This is a genomic window from Companilactobacillus mishanensis (genome assembly GCF_003946505.1).
In the GTDB taxonomy this organism is placed as follows: domain Bacteria; phylum Bacillota; class Bacilli; order Lactobacillales; family Lactobacillaceae; genus Companilactobacillus; species Companilactobacillus mishanensis.
Genome location: NZ_RHON01000003.1, coordinates 15,720 through 32,809, shown reverse-complemented (window position 1 = coordinate 32,809; position 17,090 = coordinate 15,720). Strand labels below are relative to the sequence as shown.

Genomic DNA, 17,090 nt, shown 5'->3' with positions numbered 1-17,090 from the left:
ATCCTAATCGAAGTCAACTCAAATACGTGATAGATTTATCATAAGTAAAAAAGTATTGATAAATTAGGATATTGGTAGGGAAATTGCATATGCTAAAATCGAAATTTTTTAAAAAAGTCGAAAAGTTTAATGGGAACTTCACTCAACTAGAGGAAAACTCTCGTCGTTGGGAAAAGTTATACAAGAAACGTTGGGCACATGATAAAGTTGTCCGCACGACTCACGGTGTTAACTGTACGGGTTCTTGTAGTTGGAACGTGTACGTTAAGCAAGGTGTTGTAACGTGGGAACATCAATCAACTGACTACCCATCTTGTGGACCTAACATGCCAGAATATGAGCCACGTGGGTGTCCTCGTGGTGCTAGTTTTTCGTGGTATGAATACAGCCCTCTAAGAATCAAATATCCATACATTCGTGAACGTCTCTGGAGAATGTGGGACGAAGCTAAGAAGAATACTGATAATCCAATCGATGCATGGGAAAGTATCGTTACAGACCCTGAGAAGACTAAGTCATACAAGTCTGCTCGTGGTCATGGTGGATTGATCCGTGTTAAGTGGCAAGATGCCAGTGAAATGATTTCTGCAATGTTGATCTATACCATCAAAAAATATGGTCCTGATCGTATTGCTGGATTCTCACCTATTCCTGCTATGTCGATGTTGAGTTACGCATCTGGAGCAAGATTTATTTCAATGCTTGGTGGAGAAATGCTTAGTTTCTATGATTGGTATGCCGATCTACCACCAGCATCTCCTCAAGTTTGGGGTGAACAGACAGATGTTCCTGAATCAGCTGACTGGTATAACAGTCAATACTTGATGATGTGGGGTTCAAATGTTCCATTAACTAGAACACCGGATGCTCATTTCATGGTTGAAGCACGTTATAAAGGAACAAAAGTCGTTTCAATCAGTCCAGATTATGCTGAAAACGTTAAATTCGCTGATAACTGGTTGTCTCCACATCCTGGTTCAGATGCCGCATTGGCTCAAGGATTCACTCACGTTATCTTGAACGAATTTTATAATAAGAAACAAGTACCATACTTTATTGATTACTCGAAGAGATTTACTGATTTACCATTTGTCATCATGCTTGATCAAAGTGAAGTCAATCCAGAACACGTTACTTCAGGAAGATTCCTCAGAATTTCTGATATTTCAGATGCTGAAGAAGTTAATGCTGAATGGAAACCTGTATTAGTAGATGAAACTGATCAAGAAATGGTCGTTCCAAACGGAACAATCGGTCAAAGATGGGAAAAGGGTAAGAAATGGAATCTTGATTTAACAGCTGAAGATGGCCATCAAATTGATCCTAAACTTTCATTTATAGATGAAGGAAAAACAGAAGTCATCGATATGCCAAGTTTCGATGCTGAAGGAAATGATGTTTTCCAAAGAACACTTCCTTATCATGAAGTCACTTTGAAAGACGGCACAAAACAAAAAGTTGCTACTGTCTTTGATTTACTTATGGCTCAATATGGTATTGCTCGTGTTGATGGTGATCCATATGCTGCCAAAGGATACGACGATTTGGATAGCTTGTTTACACCTGCTTGGTCAGAAAAAATCACTGGTGTACGTAAAGATATGATCGTCCAAATTGCCAATGAATTCGCAGAAAATGCTGCTGAAACAAAAGGTAAGTCAATGATTATTATTGGTGCCGGTGTTAACCACTGGTTCAACTCAGATATGACTTATCGTGCCGCTATCAATATGTTGCTATTAACTGGCTGTATTGGTGTGCAAGGTGGTGGCTGGGCTCACTATGTTGGACAAGAAAAACTTCGTCCTGCTGAAGGCTGGGCAAATATTGCATTTGCTAACGACTGGCAACCAGGTGGAGCACGTCAACAACAAGGTACATCATTCTTCTACTTTGCTAGTGACCAATGGAAATACGATGAGCTTGATAATGCAGCTCAAAAGTCACCTGTCAAAACTATCTCTCACAGTTACAAACATCCGGCTGATTACAACCAAATGGCTATCAGATTAGGATGGATGCCATCATATCCACAATTCAACCGTAATAGTTTGAGTTTCGTGGATAAATACAATACGAGAAACATGGATGAACTTTCAAAACATGTCGTTCAAGAGTTGAAAGATGGTAGCTTACAATTTGCTGCTGAAGCTCCTGATGAAGACATCAATCAACCTAAAGGTATGTTCATCTGGCGTTCAAACTTATTCGCATCATCTGGTAAAGGACAAGAATACTTTATGCGTCACTTGCTAGGTGCTGAAAATGGTTTGCTTGCTAAAACAAATGGTAATTTCAAGCCTGAAGATATGGAATGGGATGACCACAGTATCGACGGTAAATTGGACCTAGCTGTTACATTCGACTTCAGAATGGTAACAACTCCACTTTATTCAGATATTGTTTTACCAGCTGCAACTTGGTATGAAAAAGAAGATCTTTCAAGTACTGATATGCATCCATTTATTCACCCATTCAATAAGGCTGTTGATCCACTTTGGGAATCTAAGAGTGATTGGCAAGCCTTCAAGGGTATTGCAAAGACATTCTCAGAAATGTCGAAGAAGTACCTAAGTGGTGTCAAATATGATTTGAAGACTCAACCACTTGGCCATGATTCACAAGGAGAGATTTCACAACCATTAGGTGAGATCAAAGACTGGAAGAAGGGCGAAATCGAAGCCATTCCTGGTAAGACAATGCCTAGTCTTTCACTTGTTGAACGTGACTACACTAAGATTTATGACAAATTCATTTCACTCGGACCTAACGCTCGTGGAAAAGTTGGAGCCAACGGATTCAGTTACAGTGTTGCCGATGAATATGATGAATTGAAAGACATCATCGGTACATACACAGACGGAATCGAAAAGGGATGTCCTAAACTTGATCAAGATATGAACGTTGCTGAAGCGATTCTTCATCTATCAAGTGCTTCAAATGGACATGTTTCTCAAAAGGCTTGGAAGAATGCCGAAGAGATCACAGGTGAAAAACTTGCTGATATTTCTGCCGGACAAGCTGAAAAGCAAATGACCTTCAGAAGTATCACTGCTCAACCTAGTGAATCTATTCCTACTCCAATTTTCTCAAGTGCTAAACATGATGGAGATAGATATTCACCATTCTCAGTAAATATCGAACGTAATGTTCCATTTAGAACACTTACTGGTAGACAGTCATATTACTTGGATCACGAGATTTTCCAAGAATATGGTGAAGAGTTAGCAACATACAAACCAACACTTCCACCATTCGTAATGGCACCTACTGATACACATGTTGAAAAAGCTGATAAAGAAATCACTCTTCGTTACTTAACACCTCATGGGAAGTGGAATATCCATACTACTTACCAAGATAATCTTTACATGTTGACCCTATTTAGAGGTGGTCCAACAGTTTGGTTGAGTTTAGACGATGCCAAGAAGATCGGTGTTGAAGATAACGATTGGGTAGAACTTTACAACAAGAATGGTGTTGTTACAGCCAGAGCTGTTGTTTCTCAAAGAATGCCTGATGGAACAATGTACATGTATCATGCTCAAGATATGGAAATTGAAGAACCACTTTCAACTATCACAGGTAACCGTGGTGGTAGTCATAATGCGCCAACTCAAATCCACGTTAAACCTACACAAATGGTTGGTGGATATGGACAATTAAGTTACGGATTTAACTACTACGGTCCAATCGGTAACCAAAGAGACTTATACGTAAATGTTAGAAAATTAAAGGAGGTTAAGTGGAATGAAAGTTAAAGCACAAATTTCCATGGTCTTGAACCTGGATAAGTGTATCGGATGCCATACTTGTTCGGTAACATGTAAGCAAACTTGGACTAACCGTCCCGGTGCTGAATACATGTGGTTTAACAACGTTGAAACTAGACCTGGTGTTGGATACCCTAAAAAATGGGAAGATGAAAGTCACTACAAGGGTGGCTGGAAGTTGAATAGAAAAGGTAAATTGGAACTTCGTGCTGGTAGTAAACTAAACAAAGTTTCACTTGCTAAGATTTTCTACAATCCAGATATGCCTAACCTTGATGACTACTACGAACCATGGACATACGACTATAAAACATTATTTGGCAAAGAATCAAAGCATCAACCAGTTGCTCGTGCAAAATCACAAATTACTGGAAAACCAATGAAGCTTACTAATGGTCCTAACTGGGACGATGATTTAGCTGGATCAGACCGTAGTTTTGGTGAAGATCCTAATATGCAAAACATCGAAGCAGATATCAAAGGTAACTTCGAAAAAACTTTCATGATGTACTTACCTCGTTTATGTGAACACTGTCTTAATGCTGCTTGTGTTGCTTCATGTCCAAGTGGTGCTATGTACAAGCGTGACGAAGATGGTATTGTTTTGGTCGACCAAGAACGTTGCCGTGGATGGAGATTCTGTATGACAGGATGCCCATACAAGAAGGTTTACTTCAACTGGAAGACTAACAAAGCTGAAAAATGTACTTTCTGTTATCCAAGAATCGAAGAAGGTCTACCAACAGTTTGTTCAGAAACTTGTGTTGGCCGTATTCGTTACATCGGTGTTATCTTGTATGATGCTGATCGTGTTGCAGAAGCATGTGAAGAACCAGATGATACAAAGCTATATGAAAGACAATTAGATTTATTCCTAGATCCGAATGATCCAGACGTAATCGACCAAGCACTCGCTGACGGTGTGGATATGGAAACAATCAGATCTGCTCAACGTTCACCTATTTATAAGATGGCTGTTGAAGAAAAAATTGCATTCCCATTACATCCTGAATACCGTACAATGCCAATGGTTTGGTATGTGCCACCGCTATCACCAATCATGAATTACTTTGAAGGTAAGAACTCAATCAAGTATCCTGAACTTATCTTCCCAGCTATCGAAGAAATGCGTATCCCTGTTGAATACTTAGCAAATCTTCTTGCTGGTGGAAACACTGAAGTAATCAAGAATGCGTTATATAAATTAGCAATGATGAGGCTATATATGCGTGCTAAAACAAGTGGAAAAGATTTCGATCCTGAAAAACTTGACCGTGTTGGTTTGACAGAAGAATCAGCAACTTCACTATATCGTCTATTGGCAATCGCTAAATACGACGACAGATTCGTTATTCCTAAAGCTAAAAAGGAAAAAATCGAACATGTTGAAGACGATCAAGGTGGATTAGGTTACGAAGAATGTAACGGCTGTGCCTTAGCTCCAGAACATGGCAGCATGTTACGTAAAGCTAAAGCAGGAATGTCATCAAAAGATATCTATGCAGAAAGTTTCTATGGAGGAATCTGGCGTGATTAATATTGAAAAGTTGGATAGTATGAAGGGCGGATTTATCTATTTATCTCGTTTGATAGATTACCCAACTCAACAAATTCTTGAACCTCAGTTTTTGGATGATTTTAAAGCAAATTATTCAGATACTCCGGAAAAGGATGAATTGATCGACATTATCACTGCAATGGAAGCTTATTCACTTGAAGAGATAAAAACTCATTATGTATCGCTTTTTGAATTGAATAATCGTTATACTTTATACATGACGTATTACAAGATGACTGATTCCAGAGAACGTGGCTCACTTTTGGCAAAGCTGAAAATGCTTTACGAAATGTTTGGAGTCCAAATCGATGGAACTGAGTTATCGGATTATTTGCCACTGATGCTTGAGTTTTTGACGTATAGTGATTGGAACGACGACTATCGTCAACAAGATTTGGATTTGTTGTTCTCTGTTATTGAGGACGGAACATACAACTTATTGCAGAACTCAAAAGAAGAATCTGATGATTTATACTTTAGAGTTATCAGCATAATCAGAACTGAATTAAGATCATGTGTTGAACAATCTCAGTCTGAGCAATCAGGTATTACGCAAACAGGGGGAGAATAAGGATGAATGATATAGGAGCTTTCTTGTTATGGTGTGTCTTTCCGTATCTTGCACTCGGATCATTTATTTTTGGAACTATCATCAGATTTACTTGGTTTAGAGGCGGTATTACTGCCAAATCAAGTGAGTTACTTGAGAAAAAACAATTGATGATCGGAAGTATATTGTTCCATGTCGGAATCATTTTCGTGTTTTTCGGACATGTTGTCGGTGTACTTATTCCAAAAGCTTTTACTGACTGGCTGGGTATTCCAAATGAGGTCTATCATATTGGAGCCTTAGTTATGGGTGGACTCGCCGGATTTATGGCTTTGGCAGGTATGTTATTACTGACCCATCGCCGTTTCGCAAATAAGAGAGTATTTTCTGCTAGTTCATTTAGTGATTTAGTAGTAAATCTTTCACTGTTGATCATTATTATTTTAGGATTGACGGCTTCCCTTGTTGAAGGACCATTGCATCCAGAGTTTAATTATCGATTAAATCTCTCAGTTTGGGCCAGACAATTATTCTACTTCAGACCAGATTTTCATCTGATGTTGCAAGTACCAATTGTATTTAGGATCCATGTTATTTGTGGATTATTGATATTTGCATTCTTCCCATACACGAGACTTATTCACGCTCTAACATTGCCTTGGCAATATATCTTTAGACGTCCAATAGTTTATCGTAGAAAACCAAGTATTAGAGGGGATCAAAATCGTTAATAAAAGTCACAAGGACAGAGTATTCATGCTATTAGCAGGATTGCTTCTTGTTGTATTGATCATCATCTCAATGATGATGGGGCGATATAATTTGTCCGTAAGCGATGTATTCAAATATTTTACAGGTAGTGCAAGTAGCTCAACACAGTTGATACTTAAACTACGATTCATCAGAATTATAGCTGTTATATTAGTTGGCGCGGGTCTTTCCATGGCCGGCGCCACTTTTCAAGCTGTTTTTAATAATGGATTAGCCTCTCCAAACATATTAGGCGTAGCGACGGGATCTAGTGTAGGTGCCGCCTTTGCTATTTTATACGGGATGCCAATTTATGTTATTGAAATCAGTGCCTTTGTTATGGGCCTTATAACAGTCTTTTTAACTTTGCTGATAGATAAATTTTTACACAGTAATTCAGGAATAAGTTTAATTCTAGCCGGAATTATTATTGCTGGTTTAATGCAATCCATTTTGGGATCAATCAAGTATATAGCTGACCCGGAAGACCAATTACAAAGTATCGTTTATTGGGAATTAGGAAGCTTTATGAAAGTTGATCTCAATGCGCTTATTTCAGTGGGTCCAATTTTAGTTATCGGAATCGTCTTTTTGATATTGGCTAGATGGCGCTTGAACGTATTATCGTTGGACGTTGCTACTGTCAAAACAATCGGTATCAATCCCAAATTGAATCGCAACTTAATGATATTGTTTGCGACATTATTAACAGCTGCTTCGGTTTGTTTATGCGGGGTCATCGGCTGGATCGGTTTGGTAGTTCCTCATATTAGTCGCAGTATCGTTGGCGGAGATAATCGAGTTTCCGTACCTATGACAGGTATCGTTGGAGCTATTTTGTTAGTGATTGCAGATACGTTGGCACGAAGTATTTCAGTCAACGATATTCCTTTGAGTATCGTAACTGGTTTCATTGGAGTTCCAATATTTATTTTTATTCTACTGAGAAGGAAGAGTTCAATTGTCTGAGATATATACAGAAAATTTGAGTTTTGCATATCAAACTGAAAAAATTATCGGCAATGTCGATCTCAAAGTAGATAATGGGCAAATTTTAGTTATTTTGGGACCAAATGGAATTGGTAAAAGTACACTACTGAGTTGTTTGAGTGGTCTGCATGGCAACTACCAGGGCAAAATCCAATTAGAAGATGAAGAATTAAAGAGTATTTCTAGTCGAGAGCTTTCACACTCACTGGCGTTTGTCAGTCAGGGTGTTAATGCCAAAAGTAATCTGACACTTTATGATTATTTGCTACTTGGAAGAAGTTCGTTTCATTCAATTTTTAGTCAACCAGATAAAAAAGATCGAAAAAAAGTTGAAGCTGTTTTGGAACAAATTGGATTATCTCAATATCGGGCTAAAAGTGTGTCGGATATGTCAGGCGGACAGCGTCAGCTCACTCAAATTGGACGTGCCTTAGTTCAGGAACCAAAACTGTTGATTATGGATGAACCTACTTCAGCTTTGGATTATAAAAATCAAATATTAGTTTTAAAATTAATAAAAGCCCTTTCACAAATTGATATTTCTATTATAATAAGTACACATGATCCAAATCAGGCAATGATGGTCGGTGACCAAGTTGGACTGTTAATTAATAACCAGACATACTTGCAAGGTGAGACCGAGGAAGTTCTTACTGAGCAAAATTTGACTGATTTGTATAAGACACCAATCGTTTCAACCTATAATTCAAAACTCAAGAGGGACATCTTTGGAACGAAGATGGAGTAGAGGTAATTATGAAAAAAAGGAAACTAATAGTATCTGTCTTGTTGACAGTTATGCTATTTTTCACATTCAGTGGTGTACACCAGTCGCTTGCGGCCAGCACCAGAACTGTGACCGATAATACAGGCAAGAAAGTTAAAATACCCAAGAAGGTCAAACATATCGCTGACCTTTGGCACGCCAACAATCCGATTTTGTTGATGCTAGGTGGAGAAAATAAGCTTGTCGCTACAACCAAATTGACACACGACAATGCTTTATTGACGGACCTTTATCCTAAGGTCAAAAAGTCTGCTGTTCCTTTTAATGGAGAGAGTGTAAACACAGAGGAACTGATCAACCAAAAGCCAGACGTTGTTATTAGTGCAGATAAGGGACAAATAGAAACAATCAGAAAAGCTGGTATTCCAGCTGTGAATTCGATGTTCCAAGACTTTAAAGGTTTGAAGAAAACGGTTACATTAACTGGTAATGTGTTAGGTGGTAAATCTAAAACTAATGCTAAGATTTATAATGAACAATTAGATGATGATATTGCCGATGTTAAGAATCGTGTGAAATATACCAAAGAACCAACAGTCTTGCACATTGTAAACAAGACAGATTTGACCAAAGTTGATGGACGAAACACAATCGTTGACGAATGGATCAAGACTGCCGGCGGAAAAAATGCTATGAAGTCTAAAGGCAATATGATCGAAGTTTCTGCTGAAGAAATAATCAAGGCAAACCCAGATGTGATTATTGTTGGTAATACAACTGACAAAGCAGCGTTGAAGGCATTGAAGAAAGATTCACGTTTCAAAACCTTAAAGGCAGTCAAGAACAAAAAGGTTTATGGAAATCCAACTGGAATATTCCAATGGGATCGCTACAGTGCTGAAGAAGATCTTCAAATTTGGTGGGCAGCTACCAAATTACATCCTTCAGAAATGCGAGATATAAATATCAATAGTAAAGTTAAAGCGTTCTACCAAGGATTCTTCAATAAAAAATTCAGCAATAAACAAGTTAAGCAGATTCTTAACGGGGAGGTCATTAAATGAGCCTCATTAAGATCGTAGATGAACCAATAGATACAGAAGTATTGACGAAAAGCTTGATCCATAACGAGTTCGGTGGTGTCGATATTTTTATTGGTAACATTCGACAATATACTGACGATATCGAAACAGAAAAAATTGAGTATAGTACTTACAAAGCTATGGCCGAAAAAGAAATGCAAAAATTGGCCGACACAGTTTTAGCTAAAGGGATGGATGTAGTGATGGTTCATCGAGTTGGCGAATTACAACTTGGTGACATTGCAGTATTCATCGGAGTGGCGGCACCTCATCGAGCGGAGGCGTTTGAAAATTGTCAGATGCTGATCGATAGCTTGAAGAAGACCGTTCCAATTTGGAAAAAAGAATACGATAAAGACAAGATTCGCTGGGGAGGCCTTGAATAATGAAAGTGAAATTATTTTCAGTTTTGGCAGAAAAGATCGGTCCAACAATTGAGTTAGATTTACCACAAGTATTTAAATCTTCTGAAGTTTTGGATCAAATCAAAGAAAAGCATCCTGATTATGCTGATGTTTTGAATCAATCGCTTGTCGCAGTTAACGAAGAATATACCAATGAGGAAGATATTTCTTTAGACAGTGTTGATGAGATTGCAATTATTCCACCTGTTAGTGGTGGCTAGAATTAATTAAAGAGGGGTATGTAACATGGAAAGTAAGAGTAAATCGATACTTGCCTTAACGATGGGTACACTATCAATGATGGTTTGTTTTATGGTTTGGCTAAGTTTGTCACCAATGGTCGATCCTATTTTGGATAACGCTGGCGTACATATTTCTGAATTCCAACGTTCATTCTTATTAGCTACACCAATTTTGTTAGGTTCAATTATGAGAATTCCAATGGGTATTCTTTCCGATAAATACGGTGGTAAGAAAACATATATTGCCCTAATGCTATTCTTGATCATTCCAGTTTTGATGCTACCAAGAGTACATTCATACGGAATGTTGATTTTTACGGCACTATTGCTAGGTATGGCCGGTACATCTTTCGCTATCGGTATTTCTTACGTAACAGGCTTCTTCCCACCAGAAAAACAAGGACTAGTTCTTGGTATTGCTGGTGTTGGTAACATTGGTACAGCATTTTCAGCTTTCTTCTTACCAAGATTTATCAAGACAATGGGCCTTGTAGATATTTTCTATATTCTCGTTGCTTTGCTAGTAATTTTTGCTATATTGATGATTTTCTGTCCAGAGTCTAAGACTAATAGTGAGGCCAGCATGGCAAAGTCACTATCAGTTGCCAAAGAAAGAGATACTTGGTTCTTGGCATTGTTTTACTTCTTAACATTCGGTATGTTCATGTCAATGACTAACTTGTTACCTACTTTCATGACAAAATTATTCAGTAATTCATTGGTTGAGGCTGGAATTTGGGCTGCTATTTTTGCAGTTATCGGTACTTTATTACGTCCAGTTGGTGGATACTTATCAGATAAGATCCGTCCAATGACATTGTTGAAATATGATTTTATTTGTTTAATAATTGTCGCAATCGTTCTTGGTATCTTCTTGAAGACACAAGGAATCTTCCTAACTATTGTTGTCTTGATCGCAATTCTAGTTGGTTTAGGAAACGGAATTATTTTCAAAATGGTTCCATTCGTTTCATCAGGTAACACTGGTGCTGTTACAGGATTTGTTGGTGCCATGGGTGGCCTAGGTGGTTATTTCCCACCTATCGTTTTAGGTGTTATCAAACAATCGACCGGTGGTTATGAAATCGGAATCTACCTCATTGCAGTTGTAGCCGTAATTAGTTTAATATTGTTACAGAAGGAATATATTTCCGGTAGCCGCAAGATCGTTAAATAGGAATGAGGTTTAAATATGAATGAAACAGAAACAAAACAAGCAAATGAAGTTATGGATGCACTAGAAAGCGTTATTGATCCGGAACTTGGTATTGATATCGTTAATTTAGGATTGATTTATGGGGTCGAAGTTGAGGGGACACAATGTACTATCACAATGACTTTGACAACTATGGGTTGTCCTTTGAGTGACATGATCAATAACGATATTACCCAAGCTACTGAATCAGTTGATGGCGTTGAAAGTTGTGACATCAATTTAGTTTGGTATCCAATTTGGGATATGACGAAAATGAGTCGATTTGCTAAAATCGCTCTTGGAATTCATGGATAATATTTTGCATAATAAAAAAACTTGCTGACCTTTTTGATAGGTGAGCAAGTTTTTTATGCTAGATACCGGTTTCGACTTCTCGATCCGGTTCGTGCGTTATTCGATTTCTGAAATCACGTCTGAATACTTCAATTGTCCATGCCCAAACGGCGTGGCCAAGTGCTTCAGAGAAATGTTCTGAAAGTGGTTGGTTCCATACAGCAGGAACAGTTCCCATTAATGGCATAATCAATAAGTGGAATGCGATCCAGATTACGATACCATAAACAGTACCTTGTCCCATCTTGACCTTTGGAAAGTACTCTGCGAGTACACAATAAATAATGGCAAAAGTAATTGAAAATCCAAAGTGCATGATGAAACTTACCCATGGCATTTGTTGACCAGAATAAGTGTAAGTAAGGTGTGTGATTTTTTCTGGCATACCAAATTGTTGCAATAATTCTTGTGGAGGATTGGTCAAATTTCTAGCAATCGTACGTGGTGGAAGCAAAACTTCCCAACCAAGTTTGACGATACCGGACATGATACCTCCAAGAATACCGGCAATAACTGCGGCCCAAATTCTAGGCTGTCTTTTTCCGGCTATGTTCATATTAAAGCCCCCTAAGTGTGGTACAACCTTGTTTATACAACTTTTTGGAAGAATAAACAATTTAAAGTAGTGAATAATTTAACATTTTTTAGTAAAATTTATATAATGATAAAAGATGTATAGACCGTTTTTTAAATAATATAGTGTTTCGAGGAGATAAAAATGAAAGCAGTAGTAATCAACGAATATGGTGATCGTAGTAAGTTACAGATGACCAACATTGCAATTCCAGAAACTGCAGATGATGAGGTGTTAGTCGAAGTTAAGGCTACCTCAGTCAATCCGATCGATTGGAAATTACGTGAAGGATATCTCCAAGAAGGCATTCCTTTGAAGTTCCCAATTGTTTTAGGATGGGATGTTGCTGGTGTTATTACCAGAACAGGTTCTGAAGTTAAGGACTTTCATACCGGGGATAAAGTATTAGCTCGTCCAGATTTGACTAATCGTGGTACATACGCAGAATATACCGCTGTAAAAGAAAATAAGTTGGCCAAACTTCCAGACAATGTCAGTTTCGAAGAAGCCGCTGCACTCCCACTTGCAGGATTGACTGCTTGGCAAGGAATCTACGATAAACTTAAAGTTGAGTCAGGTCAGACAGTTCTTATCCAAGGTGGTGCCGGTGGTGTTGGTATCATTGGAATTCAGTTGCTCAAGCATATCGGTGCTAAAGTTATCACAACAGCTAGTGCCGCTAATACTGACTTTCTTAAGGGTCTAGGAGCTGATCAAGTCATCGACTATCATACTGAAGATTTCAGTGAAATTTTGCATAATGTTGATGCTGTATTTGATACAATCGGTGGCGATACTTTGACCAAGAGCTTCGACATTATCAAACCAGGTGGACGTCTAGTTACAATATCTGGTCAAATCGATGAAGCTTTAGCTAAAGAAAAACAAGTTGAGGCTGAGAGCATGTGGTTGATACCTAACGGTGAACAACTAACTGAATTAGTCAATTTGGTTAGCGAGGGAGTCGCTAAAGTAGTAATCGATAGTGTTCACCCGTTTAGTGAAGACGGTGTGAAAGCTGCTCAAGAAGTCAGTGAATCACATCATGCTAAAGGTAAAATTGTTATCAAAATGGCTGATTAGATGCGTAAAAAGTTAAAAAATTAAAGATAAAGTTTCGATTAATTTCGGAACTTTATTTTTTGTGTAAGAATTAAGTATTTTATTGTTAGTTACCTATACAGATTTTAATATGGGTGTACTGAATATTTTATTTTTAGAGGAGCAAGTATGAAAAATAATAAATCATCTATCTTAAAAGGTTTGCTATTTTCTGGTGTCATTTTGGCTTCATTTGGTATCTCCACAAATGTCGCTCAAGCTGCTGACACATCAAATACAAGTACAACTACATCGGCTGATACAAAGACCGCTAAAGTTACAAACTCAATTATTTTTGAAAGTGGTGGTACAGAAATTGGTACCTCTGCACCAACAGTAACTGGAGCAAAAGTCGGCGATTCTGTCGATATTTCCAAAATTATTCCAAGTGGATATCAAGTTGCTGACGGATCAACTTCTGTTAAGCTACAAGCAAATGGAACTAGCCAAGCTGTGAAATTAACAAAAATTGCTACCGTAACTGCCAGAGTTCATTATATCTATAATAGTGGAGTCGTTGGCACTGAAGAGTTAACAGGTGCCGCTGGAAGTACAGTTGCAGTTTCCAATGTGCCCGCCGGATATTTCTTAACAAATAAGAATACCGGAAACGTCATCTTGGGATCAGGAACTTCTGATGTCTATCTTGATGTGACTCACGAAATCAGCAATAGCGTGAGATTTGTTTTGGATGACACAGCTAAAACTGAAGTCGGTTCAACAACAATTGTTGGTGAAAAAGCTGGCGACAAAGTTACTATGACCAGTGACCAAATCCCAGCCGGATATGCTTTGAAGAACGCAGCTGACATGACAGTGACATTGCAACCAGATACAAACCGTCAACAAGTGACAGTTACAGCAGTTTCAACAACTGAAGATTCAAAAGGAACAATAGCAACAAAGAATTCAACCGCACCATTGTATTCAGAAAGTGGAGCAAAACTCGGTTCAAGAGCCTTGGGGGCAAATAGTGACTGGGCAACCGATAAAAAATTAAGTTTGAGTGGACAAACATATTATCGAGTATCAACTTCAGAATGGGCAAGTGCTGGGGATGTTTACGTATATACATCAAATCCCACAACAGTTACCGCAAAAGCTGGAAGCATTAGATATTTGTATGATATCGATGGAAAGAAAATCGAAACAAGAGCCGTAGCCGGAGGTTCCGCATGGTATTCAGATAGAACAACCATGATCAATGGCCAAAAGTATTATCGAGTATCGACATCCGAATGGTTGTCAGCTGAAGATGTTCAATAGAATAAAGTAAACTCCTCACCTTTTGGGTGGGGAGTTTTTTTGTAGATATATGAATTGTGAATATAAAATATTTCTCTGAAAATAATGTGAGTGATGAATTTGACATATTGAAAGTTATCATTAGCATAAGTAATTTCTTTAACATATATTGTAATTAGTGATGTTAAAAATCACAATAAAATGTGGGTGGAGAAGAGATGAAAAAGAGAAATATATTTGTAAGTACCATGCTTTGCGGAGTTGTGATGAGTTCCGTAATTACTCCTAGTGCTGTTCAGGGAGCTGCTGTTTTGGATAGTGGTGAGGTTGGTAATCAAGAAAATTTGGTTGTCACAAATAAAATTCAATTTCGAAATAATAATGGCTCAAAATTTTCCGAAAGTATTATTCAGATTACCGGAAAGATTGGTCAAACAATTTTGCCGGATCAAATTAAAGTTCCAAATGGATATGAGATATCTGACGTTTCCAATCTTGGGACATTAATGGAAGATTCAGAATACGTTCATAATATAGTAATTGAGCCTGTAGAAAAAAGCAGAATTGTAAGATTTGTTGAATCCAGAACTAACAAAATCATCTCTGAGAAAATCATTCGAGGTAAGATTGGTGAACAAATCCGATTAAATGAAAAGATGCTCATGAAGGGATATCGATTTAAAAGTTCAAACATTGTTACAATTTCTGATAAAAAAGAAATTGAGTGTCTTGTTGTCAATAAGGCAAATTTAATTGAAAAAGAAATACAATTTGTAACCTCAAATAATGAAATAATCGGATCACCCAAATACTATTACGGTGAGGATGGTGAATATATAAAAGTAAGTACAGATGATATTCCGCTTGGATATCAATTAACACGTGATGAGACTAAAATACATTTTGATCGTAATAGTTTTATTCAGAAAATATTGGTGGAACCGAAACAAGTATCCGTAAGTATAGACTTTGTAGATATTGATACTAAAGAAGTAATAAGTGAAAAGAAAAATGTTACTGGTGTGGTTAATTCAAGATTATTGCTGGATTTGAAAGATATAAAAAATGGGTATGAATATGTTAATCAAGAACAAATATTATTAAATCACGAATACACTAAAACATGGATATTCGTCCAACCCAATAGGGATAATTATGTTGTATATGTGCAACGAAAATTGAATACCAATCGTGTTATTATGGAAAACCGATTAGGAAATAAGGTTGGAGAATTTGTTGCAAGAGGTAAGGAAGGTAAAACCAAGATAGAAATTCCAGAATATTTAAACTTTAAAGGAATTGATGACACATATATAGCAAAAGATAAATCCGTTGTTTATTTGAAGGTTAAAAATTTATATGTGAAAAAGAGGTTATCTTTTGTGACTCCTGAAGGACTAGAGGTAGAGTCACTAGATTTCTCAAAATTGAAAGTAGATAATTTTCAAAGAATTGATATAGCTTCAATTTTAGAAGGCTATGAATTAGGTTCATCCAGTCCTGATTTCAAGGGCTTCAATGTTGATGATGATGGGGAATCTGTTATTGAAGTTCAGGTAGTTGCCAAAACAATCTCAAAAAAAATTAAGATAGTTGATTACGAGAACAAAAATAAATGTTTTGGAGAAATTATTGTTTCTGGAAAAATGGGTGAGTACATTGAAATACCCTCAAATAAAATACCTGCCGGATATGCACGAGTTGCAAGAGATATTTTTGGAAATTATGACGAAGAAGAACAAACAATTTATGTTAGCAAATGGATTATGAATTTTGTCCAATTTGTTTCCGCGAATGGAGAATTAGTACAGGAGAATAGTATCTATGGAACAATAAGAGATAAAGTAAAAATTTCTGTACCAGAGGGGTATACTCTAATATCAAGCAAGGACGAGCTACTCCATATGCTAAGGGATAGATCAATAAATATTGTTCTGGTACGTCCAATCCGTAATCCGATAAATTCCAATAGTAACAATAATTTTCCTTCATCACAGGAATCAATAAAGGATAATCAAAAAAAAGAAACAACAATAACTAATGTAAAAATGGTAATATCAACTCACCTTGATATGGTTACAGATGTTTTCAATATCAAGGGTAAGCACACTGGACGTAATCTAGCTAATAATACTGACTGGGCCGTTGATAAAAAGGCAATGATCAGTGGGGAACTTTACTATCGTGTCTCAACCAGTGAGTGGATCAAGGCTGCACAAGTATTTGAATATAAAAATAAGATTCAAACTGTGATTACTAAACATGGGGATGTTTCTTCACTCTACAATTCTCGTGGCGAAAAGATACGTGCTCGTTCTTTAGCAAATAATACAGGTTGGTATTCTGATCGGACTGCAATGATAAACGGTAAGTTGCATTATCGTGTTTCTACTGCAGAATGGTTGTCAGTTGAAGATGTTCAATAGAATAAAGTAAACTCCTCACCTTTTGGTGGGGAGTTTTTTTGTAGATATATGGATTGTGAATATAAAATATTTCTCTGAAAATAATTGAAAAGATGAATTTGACATATTTTCAATTATCA

15 protein-coding genes are annotated in these 17,090 nt (G+C 37.2%); 14 read left to right on the top strand and 1 reads right to left on the bottom strand.

What is annotated here, in order from left to right; genetic code table 11:
• The first annotated feature begins 89 nt into the window (after positions 1 to 89).
• The 11 genes from EKM63_RS04635 to EKM63_RS04585 are packed head-to-tail and all read left to right on the top strand — an operon-like array spanning position 90 to position 11,586.
• A complete protein-coding gene (locus EKM63_RS04635) occupies positions 90 to 3,761 on the top strand; it encodes a nitrate reductase subunit alpha (protein WP_125704210.1) in 3,672 nt (1,223 codons plus the stop codon).
• Complete coding sequence (narH, locus tag EKM63_RS04630; protein ID WP_125704208.1) at positions 3,751 to 5,310, top strand: nitrate reductase subunit beta; 1,560 nt, start codon at positions 3,751 to 3,753, stop codon at positions 5,308 to 5,310. The genes EKM63_RS04635 and narH overlap by 11 nt, the downstream gene beginning before the upstream one ends.
• Positions 5,303 to 5,902, top strand: a complete 600-nt coding sequence (gene narJ / locus EKM63_RS04625) for a nitrate reductase molybdenum cofactor assembly chaperone (protein WP_125704206.1) — start codon at positions 5,303 to 5,305, stop codon at positions 5,900 to 5,902. Before narH ends, narJ begins: the two co-directional genes overlap by 8 nt.
• A gap of 2 nt (positions 5,903 to 5,904) precedes the next feature.
• Positions 5,905 to 6,612 carry a respiratory nitrate reductase subunit gamma gene (gene narI, locus EKM63_RS04620; RefSeq protein WP_125704204.1) on the top strand — a complete coding sequence of 236 codons (708 nt, stop codon included), beginning with the start codon at positions 5,905 to 5,907 and terminating at the stop codon, positions 6,610 to 6,612.
• Between the two features lie 25 nt (positions 6,613 to 6,637).
• Positions 6,638 to 7,600 (top strand): FecCD family ABC transporter permease, encoded by a 963-nt coding sequence (locus EKM63_RS04615; RefSeq protein ID WP_125704202.1) that lies wholly within the window; start codon positions 6,638 to 6,640, stop codon positions 7,598 to 7,600.
• Entirely contained in the window at positions 7,593 to 8,369 is a 777-nt protein-coding gene (locus tag EKM63_RS04610) for an ABC transporter ATP-binding protein (RefSeq protein WP_125704200.1), read from the top strand. The genes EKM63_RS04615 and EKM63_RS04610 overlap by 8 nt, the downstream gene beginning before the upstream one ends.
• Positions 8,370 to 8,377: 8 nt before the next feature.
• A complete protein-coding gene (locus EKM63_RS04605; RefSeq protein ID WP_125704198.1) occupies positions 8,378 to 9,412 on the top strand; it encodes an ABC transporter substrate-binding protein in 1,035 nt (344 codons plus the stop codon).
• Positions 9,409 to 9,816, top strand: a complete 408-nt coding sequence (locus EKM63_RS04600; protein ID WP_125704196.1) for a molybdenum cofactor biosynthesis protein MoaE — start codon at positions 9,409 to 9,411, stop codon at positions 9,814 to 9,816. The genes EKM63_RS04605 and EKM63_RS04600 overlap by 4 nt, the downstream gene beginning before the upstream one ends.
• The gene (locus tag EKM63_RS04595; RefSeq protein ID WP_125704194.1) at positions 9,816 to 10,055 is read left to right on the top strand and encodes a MoaD/ThiS family protein; all 240 of its coding nucleotides are present in this window, start codon (positions 9,816 to 9,818) and stop codon (positions 10,053 to 10,055) included. Before EKM63_RS04600 ends, EKM63_RS04595 begins: the two co-directional genes overlap by 1 nt.
• Before the next feature lie 25 nt (positions 10,056 to 10,080).
• Positions 10,081 to 11,253 (top strand): nitrate/nitrite transporter, encoded by a 1,173-nt coding sequence (locus EKM63_RS04590; RefSeq protein WP_125704193.1) that lies wholly within the window; start codon positions 10,081 to 10,083, stop codon positions 11,251 to 11,253.
• A gap of 15 nt (positions 11,254 to 11,268) precedes the next feature.
• Positions 11,269 to 11,586 carry a metal-sulfur cluster assembly factor gene (locus tag EKM63_RS04585; protein WP_125704191.1) on the top strand — a complete coding sequence of 106 codons (318 nt, stop codon included), beginning with the start codon at positions 11,269 to 11,271 and terminating at the stop codon, positions 11,584 to 11,586.
• A gap of 58 nt (positions 11,587 to 11,644) precedes the next feature.
• On the opposite strand, the gene EKM63_RS04580 is transcribed toward EKM63_RS04585, so the two are convergent.
• Positions 11,645 to 12,181 (bottom strand): YagU family protein, encoded by a 537-nt coding sequence (locus tag EKM63_RS04580; RefSeq protein WP_125704189.1) that lies wholly within the window; start codon positions 12,179 to 12,181, stop codon positions 11,645 to 11,647.
• Between the two features lie 162 nt (positions 12,182 to 12,343).
• Between EKM63_RS04580 and EKM63_RS04575 the strand changes: the two genes are divergently transcribed.
• The 3 genes from EKM63_RS04575 to EKM63_RS04565 all read left to right on the top strand — a co-directional run bounded on the left by EKM63_RS04575 (position 12,344) and on the right by EKM63_RS04565 (position 16,971).
• Positions 12,344 to 13,282 (top strand): NADP-dependent oxidoreductase, encoded by a 939-nt coding sequence (locus tag EKM63_RS04575; RefSeq protein ID WP_125704186.1) that lies wholly within the window; start codon positions 12,344 to 12,346, stop codon positions 13,280 to 13,282.
• 147 nt (positions 13,283 to 13,429) lie between these two features.
• Positions 13,430 to 14,566, top strand: coding sequence for an SLAP domain-containing protein (locus EKM63_RS04570; RefSeq protein ID WP_125704184.1), 1,137 nt, complete (start codon positions 13,430 to 13,432; stop codon positions 14,564 to 14,566).
• Positions 14,567 to 14,763: 197 nt separating this feature from the next.
• Positions 14,764 to 16,971 (top strand): MucBP domain-containing protein, encoded by a 2,208-nt coding sequence (locus EKM63_RS04565; RefSeq protein ID WP_125704182.1) that lies wholly within the window; start codon positions 14,764 to 14,766, stop codon positions 16,969 to 16,971.
• Positions 16,972 to 17,090 lie beyond the last annotated feature (119 nt).